At 53.9% G+C, this 18739-nt stretch carries 18 protein-coding genes; 4 read left to right on the top strand and 14 right to left on the bottom strand.

All coding sequences use genetic code 11. From position 1 onward, the window contains the following. Positions 1 to 347, top strand: a 347-nt coding sequence (locus tag GXX57_07600; protein ID HHV44513.1) for a hypothetical protein, incomplete at its 5' end; no start/stop codon positions are given. Here the strand turns inward: GXX57_07600 and GXX57_07605 are convergent. The 11 genes from GXX57_07605 to GXX57_07655 form a co-directional block, all read right to left on the bottom strand. After that, a complete protein-coding gene (locus tag GXX57_07605; GenBank protein ID HHV44514.1) occupies positions 341 to 1174 on the bottom strand; it encodes a hypothetical protein in 834 nt (277 codons plus the stop codon). The two genes, GXX57_07600 and GXX57_07605, sit on opposite strands and share 7 nt — an antisense overlap. A 21-nt stretch (positions 1175 to 1195) precedes the next feature. Then, complete coding sequence (gene amrS, locus GXX57_07610; GenBank protein ID HHV44515.1) at positions 1196 to 2179, bottom strand: AmmeMemoRadiSam system radical SAM enzyme; 984 nt, start codon at positions 2177 to 2179, stop codon at positions 1196 to 1198. A 10-nt stretch (positions 2180 to 2189) separates the two neighbouring features. Next, the gene (gene amrA, locus GXX57_07615) at positions 2190 to 2687 is read right to left on the bottom strand and encodes an AmmeMemoRadiSam system protein A (protein ID HHV44516.1); all 498 of its coding nucleotides are present in this window, start codon (positions 2685 to 2687) and stop codon (positions 2190 to 2192) included. A gap of 1 nt (position 2688) precedes the next feature. Continuing rightward, on the bottom strand, positions 2689 to 3471 hold the full coding sequence (gene amrB, locus GXX57_07620; GenBank protein ID HHV44517.1) for an AmmeMemoRadiSam system protein B: 783 nt from the start codon (positions 3469 to 3471) through the stop codon (positions 2689 to 2691). Between the two features lie 15 nt (positions 3472 to 3486). Beyond that, entirely contained in the window at positions 3487 to 4767 is a 1281-nt protein-coding gene (gene murA, locus GXX57_07625) for a UDP-N-acetylglucosamine 1-carboxyvinyltransferase (GenBank protein ID HHV44518.1), read from the bottom strand. 68 nt (positions 4768 to 4835) lie between these two features. Next, complete coding sequence (locus GXX57_07630; protein HHV44519.1) at positions 4836 to 5438, bottom strand: class I SAM-dependent methyltransferase; 603 nt, start codon at positions 5436 to 5438, stop codon at positions 4836 to 4838. Beyond that, positions 5435 to 6415, bottom strand: coding sequence for an HD domain-containing protein (locus GXX57_07635; protein ID HHV44520.1), 981 nt, complete (start codon positions 6413 to 6415; stop codon positions 5435 to 5437). The genes GXX57_07630 and GXX57_07635 overlap by 4 nt, the downstream gene beginning before the upstream one ends. 77 nt (positions 6416 to 6492) lie before the next feature. Beyond that, positions 6493 to 7137, bottom strand: a complete 645-nt coding sequence (gene rnhC / locus GXX57_07640) for a ribonuclease HIII (protein ID HHV44521.1) — start codon at positions 7135 to 7137, stop codon at positions 6493 to 6495. Then, positions 7130 to 7981, bottom strand: a complete 852-nt coding sequence (locus GXX57_07645) for an HAD-IIA family hydrolase (GenBank protein ID HHV44522.1) — start codon at positions 7979 to 7981, stop codon at positions 7130 to 7132. Before GXX57_07645 ends, rnhC begins: the two co-directional genes overlap by 8 nt. After that, positions 7959 to 8558 carry a glycerol-3-phosphate responsive antiterminator gene (locus GXX57_07650; protein HHV44523.1) on the bottom strand — a complete coding sequence of 200 codons (600 nt, stop codon included), beginning with the start codon at positions 8556 to 8558 and terminating at the stop codon, positions 7959 to 7961. Before GXX57_07650 ends, GXX57_07645 begins: the two co-directional genes overlap by 23 nt. Positions 8559 to 8582: 24 nt before the next feature. Beyond that, complete coding sequence (locus tag GXX57_07655) at positions 8583 to 9431, bottom strand: DUF89 family protein (GenBank protein ID HHV44524.1); 849 nt, start codon at positions 9429 to 9431, stop codon at positions 8583 to 8585. A gap of 253 nt (positions 9432 to 9684) precedes the next feature. On the opposite strand from GXX57_07655, the gene GXX57_07660 reads away from it, so the two are divergent. Next, the gene (locus GXX57_07660; protein HHV44525.1) at positions 9685 to 10449 is read left to right on the top strand and encodes a DUF4886 domain-containing protein; all 765 of its coding nucleotides are present in this window, start codon (positions 9685 to 9687) and stop codon (positions 10447 to 10449) included. Positions 10450 to 10688: 239 nt separating this feature from the next. Here GXX57_07660 and GXX57_07665 read toward each other — a convergent pair whose 3' ends face one another. Both GXX57_07665 and GXX57_07670 read right to left on the bottom strand, forming a co-directional pair. After that, on the bottom strand, positions 10689 to 10958 hold the full coding sequence (locus tag GXX57_07665; protein ID HHV44526.1) for a hypothetical protein: 270 nt from the start codon (positions 10956 to 10958) through the stop codon (positions 10689 to 10691). Positions 10959 to 11595: 637 nt separating this feature from the next. Next, entirely contained in the window at positions 11596 to 12597 is a 1002-nt protein-coding gene (locus GXX57_07670; protein HHV44527.1) for a LacI family transcriptional regulator, read from the bottom strand. Positions 12598 to 13580: 983 nt separating this feature from the next. On the opposite strand from GXX57_07670, the gene GXX57_07675 reads away from it, so the two are divergent. Both GXX57_07675 and GXX57_07680 read left to right on the top strand, forming a co-directional pair. Further along, positions 13581 to 14534, top strand: coding sequence for an aldo/keto reductase (locus GXX57_07675; protein ID HHV44528.1), 954 nt, complete (start codon positions 13581 to 13583; stop codon positions 14532 to 14534). A 303-nt stretch (positions 14535 to 14837) separates the two neighbouring features. Further along, positions 14838 to 18005, top strand: a complete 3168-nt coding sequence (locus tag GXX57_07680) for an alpha-mannosidase (GenBank protein ID HHV44529.1) — start codon at positions 14838 to 14840, stop codon at positions 18003 to 18005. Here the strand turns inward: GXX57_07680 and GXX57_07685 are convergent, their stop codons facing one another. Further along, entirely contained in the window at positions 18006 to 18155 is a 150-nt protein-coding gene (locus tag GXX57_07685; GenBank protein HHV44530.1) for a hypothetical protein, read from the bottom strand. Positions 18156 to 18739 lie beyond the last annotated feature (584 nt).

The following is an 18739-nucleotide window of genomic DNA, read 5'->3' on the forward strand; positions in this document are numbered from 1 at the left end:
AACAGGCTGAGATCCTCTTGGCAACCCACAAACCGGCCATGCTCCAAGAGCCCTTCGGCCATGCCACCCTACTTTACGCAAGCCTCCTGGCCCAACGGGGGGTAAAAGAAGTGCGTCTTGTGGGGGAAAGAACAGATCCTGAACTGGCCAAGATGCTCAAAGGGCTAAAGGAACACTATGCCCCCCATCTGATGGTCTTCCTCTATGAAGGAGACTCAAAGCTACCCCTCTTTCAGGGTCTGGAAATCAGCGACAGGGCCACAGCCTATGTATGTCACCGGTTCACCTGTAGTCCTCCCCTGCAGGATCCGGCTTCGTTGCTGGAAATGGTGGGAACCCTTCAATAACGCCGAGCCTGGCGGATCTGGGCCAGGCTCCGCCAGGCCTGCCCGCTTTGCATCTCCAGCTGACCCAAATCCGCGAAGGGACTGGTGAGCTTCACCCGCCGCATCCTCGGCAGGGACAACAATAGGTCTTCGGCCCGTCGCAAATCGGTGGCATCCAGGTCTGCGTCCACTTCCAGTTGCCGAGTGTCCCCATGGGCTCGCACGAGGTTAATCTGGTCGAGCCCTAAAGACAACTTCTGAATCAGAAGCATCCTGGCGGTAGCCTCACTGCTAAACTCCCAGGATCGGCCGCTAATCAGGACCAATAACAGGGAATGGACCGTCCTTAGGTACCAATTGAGAAGGGGACCTGAAAAAACGAATAGCCAGACCCCCTGGGTCAAAAGCCCCGGCACCTCCATAAACACCGCAAACCAGAAGTAGAGCACGTAACCAACAGCGGTAGCCAGTAATCCCTCCCAGCTCACCGACAGATGGAAAAACTGCAGGTACTGGCCCGAAAGCAAAGTGCGCCGGCGAAGCAAAGCAAAACAAAGCCCTAGTACCCCTAGGATAATGAGTCCTAAAAACAGTTGGTGGAAATAGTTGCCGATGGTCTCCATGTTGGTAAGAAAGATGCGGGCCACCACCTCACCATCCCGGTCCTGGACAAGATCCACCACCGCAATAAAGATGGCATAGAGAAACAAGGTGAAGGGCGTAAGACAAAAGACACTCATCCCCGCCAAAAGCCCCGCCAAAACCACCACCGGCTTCGGTGCAAAGGCAGCCAAACCGTCCCAACGGGCCCATGTCACTTCATCGATATACGGCATCACCCAGCGCATGACTTCTCGCCTTCCCTCTGTCTAGCTTTCTACCCTTGCCACGGCCTGGCCACAATCGGGGCACCGACCATGGACCAAGCGGCTTTGTACCTGGTAATTCTGCCGTTCAACCACCACACCCCCGCACCGAGGGCAATGGGTAGGGAACTCCTCCCCCACGTTTCCCAGATAAACATAGTCCAACAGGCTTTCCCCGATCCGGCGGGCCCTCCTTAGGCTGGATAGGGGCGTGGGCGGAATCGTCAACTTATAACGGGGGAAATACCGGGTAAAGTGAACCGGTGTAGCGCGGCCCAGGGCAGTGGCCACCCACCGACAAAAGTCAGTTATTTCCCCATCCGCGTCATTTAGACCGGGGATGATAAGATAAGTAAGTTCCAAGTGGCACCGTTGGGCAATAAGCTGCGCATTTTCCAGCACCGGTGCTAGTCTAGCACCACAGTACTTCTCATAGAAGGAGTTAGAAAAGGCCTTCACGTCCAGATTCACACCGTCCACCACCGCCAGCAGTTCCTGCAGAGGTCCCTTGTTTACAAACCCATTGGTCACCAAAACATTCTTCAGCCCTGCCTCCTTGGCAAGGCTTGCGGTATCCAGGACAAAATCGTACCAAATCAACGGTTCCGAGTAGGTAAAGGCCAGTCCGATACAACCGGGCATTCCCTGGGCCATAGCCACAATGTCTTGGGGAGTGGTCCGTTCCGTTGTCGTCTCTTGCTGGGAAATCTGCCAGTTTTGGCAAAAAAGACAGCGGAGATTACAACCCTGGGGCCCCAACGAAAGGATCCGAGTACCGGGATAGAAATGATACAGAGGTTTCTTCTCGATGGGATCCAGGGCCAAGGCCGCGACGCGCCCGTAATTGGTAGAAATCAACTGACCCGTCCGGTTTTCCCTGCCCCCACACCGTCCCCGCTGTCCGGACGCCAACAAACAAAGATGGGGACAAAGCAGACACTGGACCCGATCTCCCCGGGCAACCTGAAACCTACTCACATAATCCATGGGGCATCCCTCACTGGCTGTATCGGTGAACCTTAAACCGCGCCAGGCGATACGAAACCCCCGGCGGGATCCCCGCCTTCTCTTTGGCGATCCGCACCTGTTCCCGGGGACAGTCCACACCTGGAAGTCTGGGTAACAAAACACCTCGTAAGGCACCGTAACTGACCACCACCCCGTACTGAGCGGGGTCCAACTGGTCGATCGTCTCAACTTCTTCCAAGGGGGACAGCACATCGACGGAATACTTCAGGTCCTTCAGCTCGAACACCTGCACCGGAGGAAAACGGGGATCCCTGGTAGCGGCACTGATGGCATTGGCGATGACTTCTTCTTCCAAGGATGGTTTCGTGGGCTCGATAGTCCCCATACAGCCACGCAGGCATCCATGCAAATACAGGGAGACAAAGGCCGCTCCCGGTTCCGGAAAGAGGTTCTGAGGTCCGATAACCTCCATCCTCCGGACATAGGTTTCCACGGCCCCTTGGGCAATCTTCAATAGGGAATGCACACTAGGGACCTCCCTTCAGCAGAAAGTCCACCACTCCGTACCCCACTCCGAAGGGGCCTTCATAGGAGAGGACTTCCCCTCGGCAGAAAAGCTCACGCAGACAAGCCAACAGCACCCACACGGGACCCAGGGCACATTGACCGGCATTCCTTACCAGAGGTTCATCCAAACACCAAAGTCCGTCCACATCGCCCCTGGACAGCAGGTCAAGGAAAAGCTCATCGAATTTCGGCCCGTCGGGATGATATCCCCCCGGAGCATGGGAGAACAGACGATGGGATAGATCACCGCTGGCGATCAGGGCGAAGTCTCCCCCTTGGTCCCGGATAGTCTCGGCGATACTTTCGCCCAGCTGCTGCGCCTGCTTTTGGGTAGGCACGGTAATCCCCAGGCTGACAAGCTTGGGGGAGAACCCCTGGCACAAAAAATGCAAAGGGACCAAGGTGGCATAATCCAGGGAGCCATAGACCTGGGTCAACGGGACGCGGCTTAGGAGGGATTGGACAAAAGTGGTATCTGCTTCGAAGGAATAAGAAAGGTCAGGGTGGCGAAAATCACCGAAATGGCCCTCAAGTATGGTTTCCGCCAACACTACAGGTTCCAAAGTCCTCCGCAGATGCGGGCTAAAAACGATGACGGTATCGGGTCGAGTCGCTGCAAACCGCTCCTGTAGGGTATTCAGGGCCTGTACCGTCTTCTGGACTCGCCGTTGGCTACGGCCCCCGATCTCCTCCATCAGGACAGGAGCATGTGGACATAGGGCGGCAAACACAGTCCGGCCCATGGAATCCCTCCCGCTTTAACCCGTCATGTTGAACTGCTGCGCTCCCTCATCGATCCGTGCAATGTTAGCGCCAATCTTGGCCAATTTCTGTTCCAGACGGGAATAGCCCCGATCAATGTGCCACAGGCCATCGATATAGGACTCCCCTTCGGCTGCTAACGCGGCCAACACCAACGCGGCACCCATTCTCAAATCCGCAGCCTTCACCGGTGCACCCATAAGGGGTGATCCGCCGTTGACTACCGCGGTCTGACCGTCGGTCTTGATATCTCCACCCAGGCGTCTCAGTTCATCTATATGCCCAAAGCGATCCTCAAAGACCCGCTCATTCACGATGCCTGTCCCTTCACACACCATGAGCAGGGCCGTAAGCTGAGGCTGCAGGTCCGTGGGGAAACCCGGATAGGGCATAGTCTTCACCTGGACCGCCTTCAGCTTACCCCTAGTGTAGCAGGTGATCTCCTCCTCGCCCACCTCAAAGATGGCTCCCGTCTCCTCGAGTTTAGCCACCACCGCCTCCAGGTGTTTCGGGATCACATTGCAAACAGTCACCCTGCCACCGGTGATGAGACCCGCTAAAAGATAGGTACCCGCCTCAATGCGATCGGGGATCACCGTGTGCCGGACACCACCTAACCGCTCCGCCCCGTCGATACGCAATACATCGGTCCCCGCTCCCCGCACCCGGGCGCCAATGGCCGTCAGAAAGTTAGCCAAATCTACGATCTCCGGTTCCTTCGCGGCATTTTGGATGATGGTGGTTCCTTCGGCGAGGCTGGCCGCCATCATGAGGTTCTCCGTAGCCCCTACACTGGGGAAATCAAGGTAAATCTCACATCCCACTAGCTTCGTGGCCTTCCCAACCAAGTAACCGTGCTCCACCGTAATCTCTGCACCCAAGGCCCGCAGACCCTTGATATGAAGATCGAGACTGCGAGAACCAATATCGCATCCGCCGGGCATGGCTACCTTAGCCTCTTTAAAGCGAGCCAAAAGGGGACCGAGAAAAAGGCTTGAAGCCCGCAGCTTCCTCGCCAACTCATAGGGCACCACCGGCTCATCGATGGTGTTGGCACGGACGATCACTTCATCGTCTTGTTTTTCTATCTTTGCCCCCAGCTGGGTCATGATGTCCAGTAGCGTCTGCACATCGGTTATTTCCGGTACATTATCGAGGATGCAGGTTTCAGAAGTAAGTAAACAGGCAGGCAAAAGTACTGACGCAGAGTTCTTGGCCCCGCTGATCACTACTTCTCCTTCCAGTGGCGTACCACCTACAACCCGTAGCAAAGCCATAGACAAAATCTCCTTAGTTGTTAGTCTGGACAAGAAATATATTCGGTACCCAGGGTTAATTCCCTGCTTTAGGATGTTTTCACCGCCCGAAGCACCCAATATCCGGATTTTTTCTGGACTACCTGGCAGTTACCGAAGACCTCCTCGACAAAGCGGGTCATGCTGGGGGCTCCCTGCTTCTTGCCCACCACGATCCACAAACAGCCACCGGGAACCATTCGGCCAGGGGCCTCACTAATCAGCGGGTAAACCACCCTTTTCCCCGCGCGAATGGGTGGATTGGAAAGGATGACGTCGAATCTCAGATCTCCAAGGTTCCCAAAACCATCACTAACCAAAGCCTGGGCATTGGGCACACCATTGGCAATGATATTCTTCTTGCATAGCTCCACCGCCCGGTGGTTCACATCCACAAGGAAAACCTGCGCCTCCGGGGCTAGCCTGGCGGCCACGATCCCGATGGGCCCGTAACCACAGCCGAGATCCAGGATGCTTTTGCCTCGGGCCACATCCATTTCCTCGATCAAGATGCGACTGCCAAGATCGATTTCCCGGTGGGAGAAGACCCCGCGATCGGTGTAAAAACGGTAGTCCTCACCCCGCAGCTTGACCTTTACTTCCCGTGGGTCCGAAGCCACCTGAGGGTCTTGGGTGAAATAGTGATCGTTCAACTGGCACCCCCCAAACCGGTCCCTTTGCTCTCCCCCACAAACAACTGCCGACCAAGCCGCTGATCATAGCTGGTCCAGGGATTCTTCGATTCATCCAGCAGGATCTCCTGGAACTTGCTACATTGGGCATCCATGTTATCCGCAAAGTGTAAGATGCAGGCCTCCAAGGTTTGGGGTTGTTTGGGAGAGCCCCATTCCAGCTCACCGTGATGGCTAATAATCATGTGCTGCAATCTTAGAGCCAGCTCCCTGGGGAAGTCCCCGATGGTCTGGATCATCTCATCCACCATGCGGCTGCCGATGACGATATGCCCCAACAGTTTACCGGCATCGGTAAGATCAATCACCGTGGACCAAGCATACTCGGCCACCTTGCCCACGTCGTGCAAGATCGCTCCGGTAACCAACAGATCCCGATCCACCACCGGGTAAATCTTCGCCGCGGACTCACACAGGGCCACCACATTCAGAGTATGTTCCAATAGACCGCCAATATATGCCTGGTGCATGGATTTGGCCGCGGGCGCCAGGGTAAACCGTTCAAACAGCTTCTCATCCTCCAGCAGAAAACCTTTGAGCAACGTGGCCAGCTGAGGCTGAGTGATGCTATGAATCAAGGTCTTCAACTGGGTGATCATCTGTTGGCGGTCCTGCTGGGTTGACGGCAAAAAGACCATGGCATCGACGCTTTCGTCGGAGGTTCTTTGGATGGACTCCAGGACCACCTGGGGCTCACCCCGGAAGGACTCCACCCTGCCTACACAGTAGACCACACGACCCACCTCAATACTGTCCTCCAGTTTGTCCGCCCCTTCCCACATGACGGCACGGATGTCTCCGGTTCGATCCGAGAGCACCGCCATCAGGAAGTTACCCTCCTTCTGCTTGAAGGGCATCAGCCGCTTGTCTTTCAGTGCGTAGAATTCGGCCACCTTCTGGCCTTCCTTCAATTCACTCACCCATGCTCGCGTCACCATCTTACTCCTTCCAACCTCCCACTCACCCTATTACTCACCGGTGAGCGGATCATTTCTTCTTTACGTACCGGAAAAACTCATCCTTCCAGTACCGCTTGGGTAACTCTAAAGTGCAACTTGGCAACTTGGGTCAGGAAGTCCTGGCCCCTACGGGCCACCACTTCTTTAGCCGGCTCGATCACCGAAACAGCCCCTTTGGGCAGTTTAACCCCCGCCAACTCCGAAAGCTTCTCCAAATTGGTCAAGAAGCGGGCCCGGGCTACAATGGAGGCAGCGGCTACCGCCAGGTCCGCCTCAGCCTGGGTCCTTTGGGTGACCTTCACTTGTTTCCCTTTTTGCATCAGGCTTTGCCGCAGCACTGCCTCGTCGGCAAACTGGTCGACAACAACCAACAGGCAGGAACAACGGGTCAATAGACTCTCAATCACCCGGGCGTGCATCCAGGCCAGAAGCTTATTCAAATTGCCGAAGGCCGGATACAGTTCGTTATATTTCGCCGGGGACATCTCTACAATCTCATGGGGCAGAAAACGGCAGATCTCCTCCGCCAGGGCCAAGGCCCGTTTGTCCGTAATCCGCTTGCTATCCATAACCCCCAGCTCCCGCAGGCGCTCTTCGTCTTGAGGGTCTTGTAGCACCACCCCCGCCGTCACCAGGTAGCCAAAATAGTCGCCCTTACCCGATTCATCAGTCCCCAAACGAGGATAGACACCACTATGCATTGATCAGATCTCCTATTCCCTGGGCCTGTCGCCTTGCCTCTTCGTTGGGCAAGACCGCCCACAGATTTTCCAAGATATATGTGGGACGAAAACTGTAGTTAACCAGATCCTCTAGGCTGTCACCACCGGTGAGCACCAAGGCCGTATCCATCCCGTGATCGGCCCCCAACTGAATGTCCGTGCCCATCCGATCTCCAACCACCAAAACCTCCGCAGGAGTACAACCCAATTCATCCAGGGCCATTGCACAGGCCAGTGCTGTGGGCTTGCCTGCAATCAGGGCCACGGGCTTACGGGCACTGACCGACAAAGCCGCGGCAATGGCCCCAGCATCGGGGACGAAGCCCCCGTCCCAGGGACAAGCCGGATCACCATGGGTGGCGATTAACTCCGACCCGTTCATGAGCAAACGCATCCCCAAGCTCAGCTTGGCAAAGTCAAAACTAAGGTCCATGGAGGCCACAACAAAATCCACCTTCTCATCGGCGCTAGGCTGTAGGAGTACCTCCAACCCGCTTTCCCGCAGGGTATCAAGAAGGGCCGTTTCGCCTAACACATAGACCCGGCAACGGGGATGGTTTTCCCTCAGGTATTTAGCCAGGATATCTCCGGAGGACATCACTTCCTTAGGCGTGGTCTCAATCCCCATCCGGGTCAGCTTCTCTGCATAGCTTCTCCTGGTATGGCTGGGATTATTGGACAAAAACAGCACCCTACTCCCTCTCGCCCTTAGGTAAGGGATAAGCTCCCTTGCTCCGGGCAACAGCTTACTGCCGTAGTAGATGGTGCCATCGAGATCGAAGATGTAGCCTTTGTAGAACTTATCCACGGAAGACTTGAACATTACTATACCACAACTCCCTATTACTACTGGACAGACCCGCGATCCCAGGAACCAAGGTGGCCCTAGCTTCATCAATGGTGCTGATCAAGCCACCGGCGATCAATGGGGGAAATCCCCCTTGGGGCAAACGGGGTAAGATCTTTGGCGCCACTAGGCCCGGCAACACCTCCACCGCATGGGGTTGACATTTGCCGCAGGCCTGGATCCCTGTTTGCAGGGCCTCGGTATCCAAGCAAAACAACCGCATAATCGTCAACAACCCCGCCTCTTTGGCCGCCCGGACCAAGTAGCTGCGGGTGGTTAGGATCCCTGAAATGTACATTAACCCGCTGATAAACCTCAGTCCCGCCTCGTCGACAGCAATCCCCTTCATCAAGTCCGCGTGGATGAATAACAAGGCGGAGGCACGGGCGCATTTTTCGCTTACGGTCTGGAGTTGAAAAACGTCGCCTCCAAGGGCGAAGATCACTTGGCAGCCGGCTTCCAAGGCATCATCAATCTCACTCAGATCCCGCAGTCCGGCAATCACCGGCTTTAACTTGAGCCTATGCAGTAGATCTCCTACCGTCGCAGCCATGTCCTTCCCCCACTTCAGGCCCGATCACCGCGGACCGCGAAAACAAAGGACCGATTCGTTTAGATTGACCCCCAACTCCGCAGCCACCGCATCACATTTCGCAGTCAACAGATTGAAAAGCCGGGGATGGGGATCCATGGTCTCAAAGTTCGCCTGACCCTTAGCGATAATCACATCGGCCGCGTCGAAATGCTGCCAAAACTCTTCTGAACAGTCTGCGGTGACCCCGAGACGATCAGAGCCGGTGGTAATCACCTTGGCCAATTGGTCGATGCCCACCTCCTGAGCATCCTCCAAACAGGCATCATTGATGATGGGGCCTCCCCGCACGACATAACAAAGGTCAAAGGCAGCTAGCTCCCGAAGGAGGAATTTATCGAAGACGATCTCGCCGGCATTATCCCCAATGATGAGCACTTTCTTGGCCTGCTGCAACATCCGCTTTAGGACAGGATAATCATTGACAGCCAAACCATGATCGAACACCTTGCGAATGGCTTGGTCAATATTGACGTCTTCCAGGATCCCCAGATCAATGATATTTCCAGCTACGGAAAGTAAAATGCTAGCAAAAAGCCGATCCGGCTGTTCCTCGAGCAGTTTAGCCAGCTTAGGCTCCATCTTGAGCGCAATGGCATTGTATTTCTTCTTAGCCGCATAGTAGGGATCCGGGTCTTCCAGCATCTCGCAGGCGATTTTAATCACCCGGGTGGAAAGTTCCGCAGGACTCAGTTCAAAGACTGGCATCTCCAAAATAGCCCGCATGGACGCATCTAGGATTTCCTTTTGCAGCTGGGGATCATCGGTTACTTGGCTTGCGGTGCTCAAGGCTTGGCGCAAAGCACAGGGGATACATTTTGGTTTACTGAGCAAGTCTTCTTCACCCTTCAGAAACTACGATAGTCACTATACACCCGAGATTATACCATACTTAATCAGATCCTACGAATAAAAGCAAGGTTGTCCAGGGCCCTCTCCCTGTACCTTGTTCGCTTCCGCCTAGAAAAGTCAACGCAAGCAGCACCGCCGGGAATATTCCAGGGATCCTTTTCACTGTAGATATGGTAGCATATGTAAAGTGGGGCTACGAACAGCCCAAACAATCCAAAGGAAAGGAAACCGTCCTATGACCCTTGCTAGTGATAGAATTAGGATCTTAGCCATCGGAAACAGCTTCAGTGACGACGCTATGTCTTACCTCCCCGACATCCTGCTGGAATGTGGAGTTAGGGAAGTACTGATAGGAAACCTCGTGATCGGCGGTTGCTCCCTGCAAACCCATTGGGACAACGCTCAGCATAACAAAGCCCTTTACAATTATTACAAGAACATTCAGGGAACCTGGCAAGCCCATCCGGAAAAGACCCTGCGCCACGGCCTAGAAGATGCCCAGTGGGATCTGGTCACCCTCCAACAGGTAAGCAGCCAAAGTGGCAAGCCGGAAACGTACAATACGGATCTTACCAATCTCATCGCTTACGTGCGGGAAGCTTGTCCCCAGGCCCGGTTGGCTTGGCATATGACCTGGTCCTACGCGCCGGGAAGCACCCATGGAGCCTTCGGGGCCTACGATCAGGATTCGGAGAAGATGTATAGAGCCATTGTCCAGGCAGTGCAGACCAAAATACTGCCTAATAGAGTCTTCTCCCTTCTTATCCCTGCAGGCACCGCGATCCAAAACGGCCGAAGAAGCCTGGGTGAAGATCTGACCAGGGACGGGTATCATCTGAATAAGGCCGGTCGGTTCTTGGTGGGACTCACCTGGGCCCGCTCCCTGGGATTGCCCATAGATAACGTAAAGACCCTGCCTGAGGAAGTGCCCCCGGCCTATCTGCCCAAGCTTAAGCAGGCGGCAGAACAGGCGGTGGCCTCACCCTTCCGCCCATCATGAATCTAAGGTAAACAGAGGCAAGACTGTGGAGTAAGCGAGAAACCCGATAACGTTCTCACGACCTTTTCAGAGACGATGACTTCCTGGCTCTTGATTGCAGCATGTATCTTCTCGTCTTGAGAGGATAGCACCTTTCTAGCACGCTTCAAACGGGTCTCTCGCTCCCCGGGAACCAATTCATCAAGACATTTTTCTGTAAGCGTAAAAAGGCCCCCATCCAGAAAGAAGGTGGGGGTTTTTTAAGCTTGCGGTTGTTCTTTGAATTCCCGTGTGCTGTTGTTACCCAAAAGGCTGCCTAAGTGGTTTACCAAGTCTTGCAGGGCCCGGTTGTACTGGTCCCCAGAATTGCGCAGACACTCTTCCACGTAATCCCGTACAGCACCACCAACACTAGTCAGGTTCTTAGACAAAAAGCTACGGAAGCGTTCCTTTGGCGTATTACTCGCCAGGAGCATCATCGAATTTGCAACCAGGTCCAAGACCCCTTTCGGTTGAATCATCTTCTGCATACCACCAAGACTAGACGCCACCTTTGCCAGTATTTTCTCTGCGGGAATGGAGATCCCTTCAAAAGGGAGAGGCAATGCTAAATTAAGCATAACCCCGCATGTTTGTTCGAACAAGACTATCTGGGTCAATATCTGACAACACCACTTTTCTTGCGATAAACAGACTACGCCAACATCACTACTAACAACAGTTCAGTAAGAAACAGAGTCTCTCGTGCACAAAACACCACCCACACGCCTCACCTCAATTTCGTTTTCACCTCTCCTTTGGTAATTGAGTCCTAAGGTCACGCTGGGTTTTCGGCCAAAGGCCAACATCTTACGGTCTGCCTAATCCGCTTTGGAGCTTTCTGGCTTATTGCTGGCAAGAAACGGGTAAACTCAACGCCCTGTCTTTCCTTGGCTTTCCGTGGCATGAAAGTGTATCCCACGAACGTAAAACCCATGGTCCTATGATCTTCCCCGATTGCTTTCTCTGCAGTAGAACACCTCGGTCTTTTTGGGAATGTGTGGCACAACTCCATAAATCAAGGTTTGGTCTCTCGATCGGCACGGAATGACAGCGTCCAGATCCTGTTCCAGACATCAATACTTCGAAAACCAAGTTCACGGTCGAATCCAAAGTTGATAGCAATTATCACTTAGTGGCCACTGAGTCTCGAATCACCAGACGGCAGGGCAGAACCACCCGTTTGGGGTCCGCCTTCTCCCTTTGCAACCGTTCGACCAATAAGATGGCGGCTTCCCTACCTAGTTCCTCTAGGCGAAAATCACAGGTGGTCAATGGTGGATCAAACTGGGCCGAAGGTAGCCAGTCTCCCATGCCGCAGACCGAAAGCTCCCTTGGGACTTCGATACCCCGCTGCCGGGCCTCGCGAATCAGGCTCATCGCCATCAAGTCATCTCCAGCAATGATGGCAGTGGGAGGTCGTTCTAAGGTGAGAAAATGATCAAGGGCTCGAGAGACCTCCATCGTAGCGCAAACATAGGAGTCCGTCACCGCGTGCAATGCTCCCATCGCCCGGCAATAGCCTTCACATCGTTCTTTGTTCCATCCCCGCTCCAGATCAGCACACCACAAACCGATATACCGATGGCCACACTCCCAAAGGTGCCGCACCAGCTGCTCAGTACCCCGAACGTAATCTAGAGACACCCGAGGGAATTCTCTGCCTGAAACCTCCCCGCCCCCCACAACGACAAAGGGAAACTCCTCATCCAGTAGACGCAACAGATCCGTCTCTTCAGTCCTTTCGGCGAGAACAATCACACCATCGGCCAATTGTGCCGTATTGACCCCTTCGGAGTAGAGATAACGCTGCTTCTCCCCTTGTCCGCCGGTCAACAGCAGTACATGGTATCCGTATTGCCCCAAGGCTTCACCGATACCATGGATGATCGGCTCAAAAAAGGTTTGCCGTTCAAATAGCCGACTGGTGTCATAGCAAAAGACCGCCACAACATTGGTGCGACCCTTTGCCAGGCGTTGGGCAAGAGGATTCGGCACATAGTTGAGCTCCTTCATCACATCCAGGACACGCTTTCTCGTGGCCGGTGCCACCTGGGTAGAACCACTGAGTACCCGGGTAACGGTGCGTTTGGAAACGCCAGCCTTTGCGGCAACATCATTTATGGTCACCATCGTGGTCTAGTAGGCACCTCACTAACATACCATCTCGCTACCGATAGCACACTTTATGTTGATCATTCTCCACCGGAAACCAACTTCCTGCCTGATTTGCCATAGGGTACATCAATAGGTGAAAGATAAATGGAAAATCGAAGGATAGTACGGCAACTAAAGACAGGGTAAACCTGTCATCCTCTTTGGAAACACACCATTGCCTTCCCTTGGGAAAGAAACCCGAATAGGCTGGCGACTGCCCTGAAACCCTAGCTTGCCAACCCACAACAGTCCAATCAGCCAGGATCAGCAAGAAGGGGCACTATTCCATCAAGGCTACTAGTACCCTTCAACTGGCATTGTAAGAGCACAATCCTTTGCCACGGCAAGGGCCGCACAACCGCCTGCCTGAACACACCACCGGATCCCCACCGTTCTCCATCTCCTCCAAAACTATAGATATCGTATTCACAATAGCCATAGAGAAATGACGAAAGCACTATAAACCCCCTCCCATATCATATAGAACGTTGATACGATTCAATCGGTACTATTGACACCAATTTAAAACAATATTACACTTGTTTTATAGTCGGAGGCCTGCCATACATACAAAAGTACTCTACGGTAATTAGTCCAATGCCTGGGAAACCTCGTCGAGCTCGTAAGAAACGGCTCTTAGATACCGGACCCTGTATTGTGGTGAGCATAATCCTCACCCTTTACCAAGGCACTAGGGAATACACAAGTCGGCAAAGGAGCATCTACTGGCACCACCGATGCTAGACACTGGATTTCCGAAGGATACTTCAAAAGCAAGGCTACCAGATCGGCACAAGAAGACAAGGGCTGATTCGCGGAACCTATCAAGGTCCGAATACAAGTAGCGCGGCCACGATAAAGGAGGTAACACCATGACCGATCAGGTTTTTACCATCGCAGCAGACGGTGTAGATCCAGGCAAAGTACCGAAGAGAAGGCTCTATACGGGAGCTGAGATGCCGGCCGTTGGTTTGGGGACCTTTGGTTCTGACCGGTACTCCGCAGAAGAAATCGGGGAAGCAGTGTTGGACGCAATATCGGTTGGCTACCGTCATATCGATTGCGCCGCCGTCTACGGCAACCAGCACGAAATTGGGGTGGCCCTGCAAAAGGTCTTCGCCGAAGGCACCATCAAACGCGAGGATCTTTGGATCACTTCCAAGCTGTGGAATGACAAACATGCGGAAGAAGATGTCATCCCCGCTTGCCAACAAACCCTGGAGGAGCTACAGCTGGATTACCTTGATCTGTACCTGATTCACTGGCCGTTTCCCAACTACCATCCGCCCGGGGCCGATCCAGACTTCCGCGATCCCAGTGCCAAACCATACATCCACGAAAACTACATGAAGACCTGGCGTCAGTTGGAAAGACTTGTGGAAATGGGCCTGGTCAGACACATCGGTACTTCCAACATGACTATTCCTAAGCTGAAGCTGGTGCTCAAGGACGCCAGGATCAAACCAGCGGTGAACCAGATGGAACTGCACCCCCATTTCCAGCAGCCTGAACTTTTCCGATTTTGCCTGGACAACGGGATTATACCTGTAGGCTTCTGTCCCCTCGGTTCCCCGGGACGTCCTGAACGGGACCGCACTCCAGAGGATACCTCCCCCCTCGAGGACCCGGTTATCCTAAAGATTGCAGAGAGGTTAAATGTACACCCGGCCCTTGTTTGTATCAAATGGGCGGTACAGAGGGGACAGGTACCCATTCCCTTCTCGGTAAAACGGGAACAATACCTTAGCAATTTGCAGTGCACCACCACTGAGCCTTTGACCGACGAGGATATGGCCACCATCGCCTCCATCGACAGAAACTGTCGGCTGATCAAAGGCCAAGTCTTCCTGTGGGAAGGGGCCCGGTCCTGGGAGGATCTCTGGGATCCCGATGGAGTAATTCCGAGCTAGTTTTTGCCCCATTGATTCCCCCTTAAGGGGGAAACCTCCTTTGAAGAAACAAGGAAATCTCGTAGTCGCCCTAAAGCCGCTACGAGATTTTTTTGCGACTCATCACAAACCCTAAAAGCCAGTACATTTAAGGCTTTACACCCGCTTTGCAAAAACCAAACTGAGCGGGATAAACCTGAGGCAACCTACATCCCACCATCAGTTTTCACCGTAGCAAATACAGGATAGTACCCACGGGAAACAGAATTAGGAATATCTAAAAGAGATTTAGGACCCATCACTACTATCCAAAGGGGTAACGTCATGTTCTCACCACACGACATAACGAAAATAGAAAAGCGCTGCGGTTGGCTGCGACACTGGTTTTACGAACCGGTGCAGGATCTAACAGTGACTATGGCCACCACCCGAGAACACATTCGTCACCTGGCGGTGGACCATCTACAATTTGGGCCCATCAGTCCCGGTACTTCCTGGGGGCAAGAGTGGGACAGTGCTTGGTTTAAAACCGAATACGAGATTACTACACCCCCTCACGAAAAGCTCTTCTTGCAAGTGAATACTGGCGGCGAATCCATCGTCTACATCGATGGCAAGGCAGCCGGTGCCATCGATCGCCAGCATTTCGAGATCCCCCTGACCCAAAGGGAACTGGTGGTGGGCAAGCACCGGATCCTGATCGAATCCTACGGGGGACACCATATCCCCAGCCGGGACCCGGCCCCCAGGCAGCTACCAAAGGGACAATGGCAAGCACCGGTGTACAAACACTGTCGCCTGGTCCGGCGCAACGAAGTGGCTTGGCATCTGTACTTTGATCTTAGAACCCTCCTGGAGATCGCCCTCGAATTACCCGAAGACAGCCTCCGCCGGGCCCGGATTCTGGACACCCTATCTACGGTAGTGGACAACATTGCCTGGGACACCCACGACCAGAGCTTACAACAGACCCACTGTGCCGCGGCCCGAAAGGCCCTAGCGCCCTTGCTGGCTCTGAAAAACGCACCTACCACCCCCACCTTACATCTGGTGGGTCATGCCCATATTGACATTGCTTACCTTTGGCCGCTGAGCGAAACCATCCGCAAATGCGGCCGAACCTTCGCCACCCAACTGCGGATCATGGAAGAATACCCGGAATACATCTTCCTGCAAAGCCAGGCCCAAGCTTACGCGTACGTGGAAAAGTACTATCCGGAGATATTCAGCCGCATCAAGAAGGCCGTCCAGAAGAGCCACTGGGAAGTCAATGGGGGCATGTGGGTGGAACCGGACACCAATATACCCAGCACCGAATCCCTTATCCGCCAGTTTTTGGTGGGTGAACAGTATTTCCAACAAAAACTAGGCGTGCGCTCCGACACCCTCTGGCTACCCGATGTGTTTGGCTACAGTGGAAACCTACCTCAAATCATTAAAGGGTGCGGCATCGACTATTTCGTCACTTCTAAAATCGGCTGGAACGCCACCAACCGTTTCCCCTACGACCTTTTCCGTTGGGAAGGCATCGATGGAACGGTGGTGCTCGCGCACTATATCAAGCTGACCTATAACGGTCAAATCAACCCCCGCGCCCTTTGGACCCATTGGCGGGAATTCCAACCAAAGGAACTGACCGACACAGTGGTCCACGCGGTGGGTTTCGGGGACGGTGGGGGCGGAATGACCATGGAGAACATGGAATTCGCCCGACGATTGCAAGACCTGGAGGGTGCACCCAAGGCCCGGTTCGGCACAATCTCGGACCTGATGACAAGACTGGCAGACAACCAAGAGGCTTATCCCCTCTGGCGGGGTGAGCTATACCTGGAACTGCACCGCGGGACCCTCACTAGCCAGGCCTGGACCAAGCGCAACAACCGAAAGCTTGAGTTCCTATTGCGGGAAACGGAAATCCTGGCCAGCGCCGCCTACCTCCTGACAGGCCAGTATCCCAGCCATGAGCTGACAGAACTGTGGAAACAGGTGCTCACCAATCAGTTCCATGACATCCTCCCCGGTTCTTCCATTGAGCAGGTCTACACCGATTGCCACAGGATCTATGGAGAGGTGGCAAACAAAGCCCTTGCACTGCGGGACCAAGCCATGGAAAGTCTTCTAGACGGAATGGGAAAGAAATCGGCCGAAAAGCCACAACTAGTATTGCTGAACACCCTGAACTGGGACAGAAGGGATCCCCTCACCCTCCCCGTGGGTACATTGGATGAAGATCGCTACCGAATCGGTGACTGCACTGTAAAACCAGCGCTACTCCCGGCCGATGGACCGGTCCACATCACCGACGAGAAAGGTAATCCCATCCCAAGTCAGTGGAGCAAGGAGCGGCTGGTCTTTATCCCCGAGGTAAAGGGGATGGCTTTACGCACCTACTACCTCGAACCGGGCCATTGTCCTCTCCCACCTGAGGATCCCGTAGTTGTGACACTACAGGGGCAAGTGGCGTGCCTGGAAAACCAGCTGATCCGGGTGGAAGTAGATACTAACGGTCAACTTCTTTCGGTCTATGATAAAGAAGCCCAGCGGGAAGTCTTGCCACCGGGCCAACGAGGAAACGTGGTGCTCATGGCCGAAGACCTCCCCTTGAACTATGATGCTTGGGAGATCGAAAAGTATTACCGGCAAGCTATCGAGGAAGTACGGGGAGGTACTATGACGGTGATCGAGGAGGGTCCAGTCCAGGGACGGATTCGGATTACCCGCACCTTCGGGGAAGGTTCCACCTGGACCCAAGACATTGTGTTAAACACAGGAAGCAAGCGTCTCGACTTCGAAACCAAGGTGGACTGGCAGGAAGTGCACCGTCTCCTGAAGGTGGCCTTTCCGGTGGACGTCAATAGCCGAGAGGTCAATTACGAAATCCAAAATGGGTATATCACCCGACCCAGTCACGAGAACACCTCCTGGGATCAAGCCCGTTTCGAAGTCTGCGGTCACAAGTGGTGCGACATCTCCGAACCAGGGTATGGTGCCGCCCTTCTCAATGATTGCAAGTACGGCCACGATGCCGTCGGTAACGTACTACGTCTGACCCTGTTAAAGGCGGCCACCGGTCCCGATGCCACCGCGGATCGGGGAATACACGTTTTCACCTACGCCTTCCTGCCCCACCAGGGCAGCCTCCAAGCGGGAGAAGTAAGCCGGTATGCCCATGAACTGAACATACCCTATGGGGTCGAACTACGAAAGAACGACCAGCCTCAAATGACCGACTACCAACTGTTAAAACTGGAGGGTGGCCAGTTATTCCTTCATGCCCTGAAGAAGGCCGAGAACTCCCTGGCGTTGGTAGTACGTTTCGGCGAGTTGGTGGGACAACGGGGCAAAGTTGCCCTAACCTTCCCCAAGGAAGCAAAAACCATCGCGGTAACCAATCATTTGGAGGAAAACCCGGTGCTGATCGCCACCAAGACCCAAAGGGTAGAGCTGGAAATTGGACCCTTTGAGATTAAAACGTTACTAGTTGAGATTTAGTTAGCTCACAGCAAAGACCAAAGGACGGTCTTGGCCAAAGACCAGACTATGGGAAATCAACGGCGAAACAAGGGAAAAGGGCAATGTCTTCGCTGGGATAGGGGAGACTGGGTAGACTACCAAGGGGCGCACATCGGAGGTAATCCGCACCGGTCTTTTGCTCCCCCTTCTCCCAAGGCCAATCGATCAGCAGTGTCTCTTGAGGCCACCATCGGGATCGGTACGCGGTGAAAGAGCAGCCCCGATGCTTAGGAGGCCACAGATTAGCATAGGCATACACTGTGGCCCATCAAAACAATAACGTTTTGCCTTATCCCCAAGATACTGTTCGGACAGTAAAAGTCAAATGCAGACTGCTCTTGATCCAGCGGTCTGGCGCTTTCAGCCAGACTTCTCCTTAGCAGATGCGTATCCGTCTTCGCGCCCCCTGATGCCAACAAACAGCTCAGCTAAGCCACTACTGGAGCCAACCGTCTCTGGTTAACTGTATGGGTTTTCCCATGGAAAGGGACTTTTCCTGTTTGGCACCGTTTTTCAAGATCAAACTCTGCCAAATCAAAACACTAGTGACATTCCAGCGAACAGAACCAGGCACGGCAAACAACGGAAGAGACTTCACTGCCTTCGTTGCTCAAAGGCACGTGGTACCGATAACTCCACAAGCCCCCAAGACTCCAGGGAAACAGTAGAAAAAGCTAGTTCTCCAACGAAATGGTAACACAAGAAAGATAACA

It is taken from the genome of Bacillota bacterium (genome assembly GCA_012839765.1).
In the GTDB taxonomy this organism is placed as follows: domain Bacteria; phylum Bacillota; class Limnochordia; order DUMW01; family DUMW01; genus DUMW01.

What these genes read in the sequence shown, in the direction of transcription:
- GXX57_07645 (HHV44522.1), bottom strand. Translation starts at nt 7,981, where the DNA reads ATGTTCAAGTCTTCCGTGGATAAGTTCTACAAAGGCTACATCTTCGAT.
- GXX57_07660 (HHV44525.1), top strand. Translation starts at nt 9,685, where the DNA reads ATGACCCTTGCTAGTGATAGAATTAGGATCTTAGCCATCGGAAACAGC.
- GXX57_07675 (HHV44528.1), top strand. Translation starts at nt 13,581, where the DNA reads ATGCCGGCCGTTGGTTTGGGGACCTTTGGTTCTGACCGGTACTCCGCA.
- GXX57_07635 (HHV44520.1), bottom strand. Translation starts at nt 6,415, where the DNA reads ATGGTGACGCGAGCATGGGTGAGTGAATTGAAGGAAGGCCAGAAGGTG.
- GXX57_07665 (HHV44526.1), bottom strand. Translation starts at nt 10,958, where the DNA reads ATGCAGAAGATGATTCAACCGAAAGGGGTCTTGGACCTGGTTGCAAAT.
- amrB (HHV44517.1), bottom strand. Translation starts at nt 3,471, where the DNA reads ATGGGCCGGACTGTGTTTGCCGCCCTATGTCCACATGCTCCTGTCCTG.
- GXX57_07605 (HHV44514.1), bottom strand. Translation starts at nt 1,174, where the DNA reads ATGCGCTGGGTGATGCCGTATATCGATGAAGTGACATGGGCCCGTTGG.
- rnhC (HHV44521.1), bottom strand. Translation starts at nt 7,137, where the DNA reads ATGCATAGTGGTGTCTATCCTCGTTTGGGGACTGATGAATCGGGTAAG.
- GXX57_07680 (HHV44529.1), top strand. Translation starts at nt 14,838, where the DNA reads ATGTTCTCACCACACGACATAACGAAAATAGAAAAGCGCTGCGGTTGG.
- amrS (HHV44515.1), bottom strand. Translation starts at nt 2,179, where the DNA reads ATGGATTATGTGAGTAGGTTTCAGGTTGCCCGGGGAGATCGGGTCCAG.
- murA (HHV44518.1), bottom strand. Translation starts at nt 4,767, where the DNA reads ATGGCTTTGCTACGGGTTGTAGGTGGTACGCCACTGGAAGGAGAAGTA.
- GXX57_07650 (HHV44523.1), bottom strand. Translation starts at nt 8,558, where the DNA reads ATGGCTGCGACGGTAGGAGATCTACTGCATAGGCTCAAGTTAAAGCCG.